Consider the following 2563-nt stretch of genomic DNA (forward strand, 5'->3'; position numbering starts at 1 on the left):
TGTAGGCGACATGGCCGCCGAAGCGGTCCACGGTCCATCCGGACCGGCGTCCGGTCCGGTCGCCGAGCTGGGCGGCGGTGACGATCACCCGCTGGGGCACATCCGCCTCCTTCGCGCTCACCGGAAGCCCGTTGTGCAGGTCGACGAGGGTGAGGCCGGCCGCGTCGGAGCGGTGCACCAGGTAGCCGTCACCGAGCAGCGTCTCGTCGCCGCCCAGTCTCAGGGAACGCTTGGCCTGCCGGTCGTAGACGCCCGCCCCCCTGAAGTCACCCCAGTAGTCGCTGCACCGCCAGTACACCCAGCGGCCCACCGCCTGGAGGTCGCTGGGGACGCACCCCGCGTCGAAGGACTCACCGGCGGCGCCCGTCGACAGGTTCGTGGACGCCACCTTCGTCGGGACGCCCGAGGAGGTGTCGTTCCACTTGCCGAGCGCGCTCCACAGGGAGTTGCCCCACACGGCGGCGGCGGTCGGCTCGCGCTTCGTGAGCACGCTGCCGGCGTTGTCGAAGTCCAGGACCGCCTGAGTGCCGCCGGACGCCTGGTTCACGATGCCGAAGCGGCCGGAGAGATCCACGAGTTGCGGGCTCTGGACCCCGGAGTTCACCTGCGGGCCCCACGCGGCCGCTCCGTTGCGGTAGAGCATGGTGACGCCCTGCTCGGTCGCCGCCTTGCGGCCGTGGTACCCGTCGCCACTGGCGAACATGGTCACGCACGTGGTGCCGTAGGTGGGGCTGCACGAGTCGTCGTCCCTGCCGGACACGAGGCCGTCGGTGGTCGACCTCAGCTCCTCGGGACGGCCCGAGGTCTTCAGCCAGGTGCTGCGGTAACCGCCGATGTAGGTACCGGGGCTGTAGTACTGCGAGTCGTCGGCCGTGGTGAGGATGCCGCTGCCCAAGGAGATGCCGGCCGGCTTGGCCTCCCGGTCCTCGATGTCCGCCAGGCGCTTGCGGATGACGGTGCCGTCGGCGGCGGGGGTGAAGAGGTAGTACCCCCAGTCGAGGGCGCCGAAGTCGGTCCTCTTCTCCGCTCCGGCCACCAGGAGCGAGCCGTCGGGCGTGCGACTGATGGCGGGGGAGGCGACATCCAGCAGGAACTGAGTGTCCCCCGCCGTGTCGCGCAGGACGAGCTGGTTGCCCCGGTACTCGTTGTCGCCGGGGTTGGGCGGTGTCACGGTGACGAAGCGGTCGCCGAGACGGCGGACGACGTCCGCGTATCCGGCCACGTCTCTCAGGTCGACGGTGGTGGGTTCGGCGTCCAGGTCGTCACGGCGGTACACCAGGGCGGCGTCGTTGGAGGGGGCGCCGGACTGGAAGACGGTGTCCCGGTCGAAGGAGACGCTCTCGCCCCGTGTGGACAGCGCTTTGACACTCCCGGTGGCGAGGTCGACGACCCACCACCCCTGGGACATGGTGGTGTCCTCCCACTTGATGCCGCGCACCGCGACGGACCGGGCGTCGCCTTCACTGATGGTGAGGTTCCACCCCTCCGGCAGCCCCTCCAGCCGCTGGTCCCGCACCTCGCCGTCCGCCATGCGCAGGAGGTGCAGGTCGGTGACGGCGTTCTCGGCGCCGGTCCGGGTGATGACGGTGTCCCCGTACGTTCCCACGTACGTCTGGCCCGAGGGGACCGGCACCGTGACGGTCGTTCCGCCGCCGGCCCGCTGCTGGAGCGTCACATGCGGGGAGGGGGAGGCGGAGTAGAGGGCGACCGTGTCCGAGCCGTGGCCGAAGTCCTCCGGGTACTGCTTGAAACGGTAGGCGTCCACGTCGTACTCGAGCGGCTTGGGCAGTCGCTGGTCGAGGATGGTCGTCGCGCCGGTGGCGTAGTCGATCCAGCGAAGGCGGTCGTCGCCCTCCTGAGCGGTGAGGAAGCCGGTCTCACCGGCGTTGAGCACGATGGTGGCGCGGGGCACGAAACGCGCGCCCGGCGTCACGACGACGGCATCGCCGGGCCCGTCGGCGACGGCCGTCCCCGCGGCGACACCGATTCCGGCGGTCACGGACAGCGTGACGGTGAGAGCGATACGACCGAGCGCGCGCCGACGGCGCCCGGCCCGCTTGTCCAGCGGACGAAACACGAAGAGTCCCTCCCCAGGGCACTCGACGCGAGGGGGGCGCTCAGAGATTCGCCACTCTTCCGCGCGCGAGCAGGGCGACAGTAGCAGGGGAGATCATCGGACTACATCAAAAAAAGACCCAGGTCGGTGACCTGGGCCCTTTCTCGAAGAGCGGGTGACGAGAATCGAACTCGCGCTCTCAGCTTGGGAAGCTGATGTTCTACCATTAAACTACACCCGCGCAATACGGACATATCGACTGGGGTGCAGTCGGCGTCCGAACGCTCGCTCACTGTACCTCATGGGTGGGTCCGGGCGGGAGTGCCGCCTGGGTCAGGTTCCGGTTGGTCCCGTAATGTGGCGTTCGGCGTCGGGGGAGTGAGCCCGACGCGGCTCCTGGGGAAGGGACTTGAGGGACTTGATGGAACGCACCGTCGTCCGTTGCGCGGACGGGCACGTCTTCAGCGCCGCTTCGTTCCCGATGCAGCAGGCCGAGCGGCTGGGCCC

The 2563-nt window shown here is 69.7% G+C and carries 1 tRNA gene and 1 pseudogene; both read right to left on the reverse strand.

Annotated features, from left to right (window positions below):
* Positions 1-2077, reverse strand: a pseudogene (locus CCN33_RS27345) (FG-GAP-like repeat-containing protein); the annotation flags it as partial.
* 149 nt (positions 2078-2226) lie between these two features.
* Positions 2227-2297: transfer RNA gene (locus CCN33_RS27350), tRNA-Gly, on the reverse strand.
* Positions 2298-2563: the final 266 nt, after the last annotated feature.

It is taken from the genome of Streptomyces recifensis, from assembly GCF_002154615.1.
Classification (GTDB): Bacteria; Actinomycetota; Actinomycetes; order Streptomycetales; family Streptomycetaceae; genus Streptomyces; species Streptomyces griseoluteus.